This window comes from Verrucosispora sp. SN26_14.1 (assembly GCF_004307965.1).
Classification (GTDB): Bacteria; Actinomycetota; Actinomycetes; order Mycobacteriales; family Micromonosporaceae; genus Micromonospora.
Genome location: NZ_SISL01000527.1, coordinates 1 through 3,837 on the forward strand (window position 1 = coordinate 1; position 3,837 = coordinate 3,837).

At 73.8% G+C, this 3,837-nt stretch carries 2 protein-coding genes and 1 pseudogene; all 3 read left to right on the forward strand.

Annotated features, from left to right (window positions below):
- Positions 1-47: 47 nt before the first annotated feature.
- Positions 48-1,463, forward strand: a pseudogene (locus EYA84_RS28410) (amylo-alpha-1,6-glucosidase); the annotation flags it as partial.
- 216 nt (positions 1,464-1,679) lie between these two features.
- Entirely contained in the window at positions 1,680-2,996 is a 1,317-nt protein-coding gene (locus EYA84_RS28415; protein WP_131057004.1) for a glycosyltransferase family 4 protein, read from the forward strand.
- Positions 2,997-3,099: 103 nt separating this feature from the next.
- Positions 3,100-3,837: serine/threonine-protein kinase (locus EYA84_RS28420; protein ID WP_131057006.1), on the forward strand; the 738-nt coding region annotated here is incomplete at its 3' end.

The following is a 3,837-nucleotide window of genomic DNA, read 5'->3' on the forward strand; positions in this document are numbered from 1 at the left end:
AGCGCTAGTCTCTTGGGCTCGGAGATGTGGATAAGAGAGAGGGCGACGGCGGCGCGGTCATCGAGGGCGCCTACCGGCTGTCCGGGCCCGGCTGGTCCCCGCAGGGCCACTGGTGGCGGGGCGTCTACCACCGTGAGGAGGCCACGCGCGGCCTGCACCCGGAGGAGGACCTCTGGTACGCGGGCCAGTTCCGCGACACCCTGCGCCACCCCGGCGACACCGTGTCGGTGCTGGCCTGGGCGCAGGACCCGGCCCCGGCACCGCCACCGGCCACCGAGGTGTTCGCGGCGGCCCGCCGCCGCAACCGGGAGGTCGTCGCGTCGACCACACCCGCCGACGACGTCGAGGCCACCCTGGCACTGGCCGCCGACGCGTTCATCGTGCGCACCGACGACGCGCCCGTGGAGGTGGTCGCCGGCTACCCGTGGTTCGGCGCCTGGTCGCGGGACACGATGATCTCCTACGAGGGCCTGTTCCTCCGGACCGGCTGGGCCGATCGCGGCCGGGAGCTGCTGCGCTCGTACGCGGCGACCCTGTCCGAGGGGATGCTGGCCAACACCGCCGACACCGGACGGGTCGAGTACAACACCGTCGACGGCACGCTGTGGTTCCTGCACGCGGTCAGCCGGCACGTCACCGTCACCGGCGACACCGACCTCGGCGACGAACTGCTGCCGGCGCTGCGCGGCGTCGTCGACGCCCACCTCGCCGGCACCCGCTACGGCATCGCCGTCGACCCGGCCGACGGACTGCTCACCTCCGGCGCCCCCGGTGCGGCGCTGACCTGGATGGACGCCCGCGTCTACGGAGTGCCGGTGACCCCGCGCCACGGCAAGCCGGTCGAGGTCAACGCGCTGTGGATCAACGGCGTGGCCGGAGTCGCCGAGCTGGCGGACCTGGCCGGGCAGGACTCCGACGGGCTGCACCGACTGCACGAACGGGCCGCCAAGGCGTTCCGGGACCGCTTCCCCACCCCGTCCGGCTGGCTGCACGACGTCGTCGACGCGCCCGCCCCGGCGTACCCGCTCGGTGGCGCGGCCTTCCACGACGACGACCTGATGCGACCCAACCAGCTCCTGGCCTGGTCGTTGCCGTTCGCGCCGCTGGAGCCGGACCCGCGCGCGGTCGGCCTGGTCGGCGCCGGGCTGCTCACCCCGCTCGGCCCGCGCAGCCTCTCCCCCGACTGCCCCGGATTCATCGGCCGGCACCGGGGCGGACCGGCCGAACGGGACAGCGCCTACCACCAGGGCACCGTCTGGCCGTGGCTGATCGGCCCGTACGCCGACGCCAGCCGACGCGCCGGCCTCTCCGTCGACACGCTGTTCACCGGCTTGGAGGCCCACCTGACCGAGTACGGCCTCGGGTCGGTCAGCGAGACCGCCGACGGCGCGTCCCCGCACATCGCCACCGGCTGCCCGTTCCAGGCGTGGTCGGTCGCGGAACTGCTGCGCGCCCGCCGCTGACGCACGGTGGGGCGCCCACACCGGCGCCCCACCACATCGGTCCCGGCTGACACCCGACGAACCGAGACGCCGGCAGCCCTTTACACCGTCGCAACGGCTACGTCTCCGCTGGTTATCCAGGCCCGACCAGGATGGGTCCCGATCCGACCGCGACACCGACAGGCCCGCCGGGGGGCCTGACTCCGGGCGCGCGGGGACAACTCCAAGGGGGCGCGTATGTCACCGAACGCCGACGTGATCGACATCAACGCCGCACGGACGCAACGGGTGTTGATCCTGTCCTGGGAGTACCCGCCCGTCCTCGTCGGCGGGCTCGGCCGCCACGTGCACGCCCTCTCCGTCGCCCTGGCCGCCGCCGGCCACCAGGTCACCGTCGTCACCCGGCACGCCGACGGCGCGCCGCTGGAAGAACACATCGACGGCGTACGCGTCGTGCGCGCCGCCGAGGACCCGGTCACCTTCCCCCTGGCCACCGGCTCCCTGCTGGCCTGGACGATGGCGTTCAACCACACCCTCACCCGCGCCGCGCTGCGCGCCGCCGACACCGGCGACTACGACGTCGTCCACGCCCACGACTGGCTGGTCGCGCACACCGCGATCACCGTGGCCGAACACCTGGACCTGCCGCTGGTCACCACCATCCACGCCACCGAGGCGGGTCGGCACCAGGGCTGGCTGCCCGAGGAGATGAACCGCACCATCCACGGCGTCGAACACTGGCTCAGCAACGCCTCCACCCGACTGATCGCCTGCTCCGGCTACATGCGCGACCAGGTCACCACGCTCTTCGACGTCCCCGCCGGACACGTCGACGTGGTCCCCAACGGCGTCGACGACCGGGCCTGGCGGGCCCGCCCCCGCGCGGTCGCCACCGCCCGCGCCCGCTTCGCCGGTGACGGCCCACTGATCGGGTACGCCGGCCGGCTGGTCTACGAGAAGGGCGTGCAGCACCTGGTCGACGCCGTACCCGAACTGCGGGAGCAGCACCCCGGCCTGCGCGTACTGATCGCCGGCGACGGCCCCTACCGGGGCGAGTTGGAGGACCGCATCGGGCAGCTCGGGCTCGGCGGCACCGTCCGCTTCGCCGGATTCCTGGACAACACCCAGCTCCCGGCGATGCTCGGCGCCACTGACGCCACCGTCGTGCCCAGCCTCTACGAGCCCTTCGGCATGGTCGCGCTGGAAGCCGCGGCGGCCGGCGCACCCCTGGCGGTGGCCCGCACCGGCGGTCTGGCCGAGATCGTCGAACCCGGCGTCACCGGCGTGACGTTCCCGCACAGCGATCCGTCGGCGCTGGCCGGAGCGGTCGGTCAGCTCCTCGGCGACGAGGTCTTCGCCCGCCGGGTGGCCCGACAGGCCCGCACCATGGTCGGCCGACGGTACGGCTGGGCCACCATCGCCGCCCGCACCGCCGAGAGCTACGCCGTCGCCCGCCGCGAACACGGACCCACGCGCTCCCGGCACCCTGCCGTCGACCCGTCGCCACGCCGCCGCACCATCACCATCCCCGACGGCAACCTGCTGGCCGTGTGAGGGGCCGCCTGCTGAGGGTCGAGACACGCACGCGCGAATAGGTGATCCCCGATCCGCTGGCTAGTGTGTACGCCGGACGGCGGATGGGGGACACGTGCGAGCGTTGATCGCCGGCCGGTACCGACTGCTCGACCTGGTCGGTCGCGGCGGAATGGGCACCGTGTGGCGGGCCGACGACGAGTTGCTGCACCGACAGGTCGCCGTCAAGCAGGTCGTCCTGCCCGCCCGGCTCGGCGGTGACGAACTCGACCACCTGCGCGCCCGTACGCTGCGCGAGGCCCGCACCGCCGCCCGGCTCAACCACCCCAACGTGGTCCGCGTCTACGACGTGGTCTCCGACGACGACACGCCGTGGATCGTCATGGAGTACGTGCCCTCCCGCACCCTCCAGGACGTCCTCGACTCCGACGGCCCACTGCCACCGCAGCGCGCCGCCCGCATCGGCCTGGCCCTGCTGGACGCGCTGCGGGCCGCGCACGAGGCCGGGGTCCTGCACCGCGACGTCAAACCCGCCAACGTGCTCCTCGCCCACGACGGCCGGGTCCTGTTGACCGACTTCGGGCTGGCCGTCTTCGACGGCGACGTGGCGATGACCGGCGCCGGCACCATTCTCGGCTCCCCGCAGTACGTCGCCCCCGAACGTGCCGCCGACGGAGTGTCCAGCGCGCCGGCCGACCTCTGGTCGCTCGGCGCCACCCTCTACGCGGCCGTCGAGGGTCGCTCGCCGTACGCACGCAGCACCGCCATGGCCACCCTCAGCGCGCTGGCCTCCGCGCCACCGGACCCGGCCCGGCACGCCGGCTGTCTCTTATACACAGCGGACGCTGCCGACGAAGGCGTA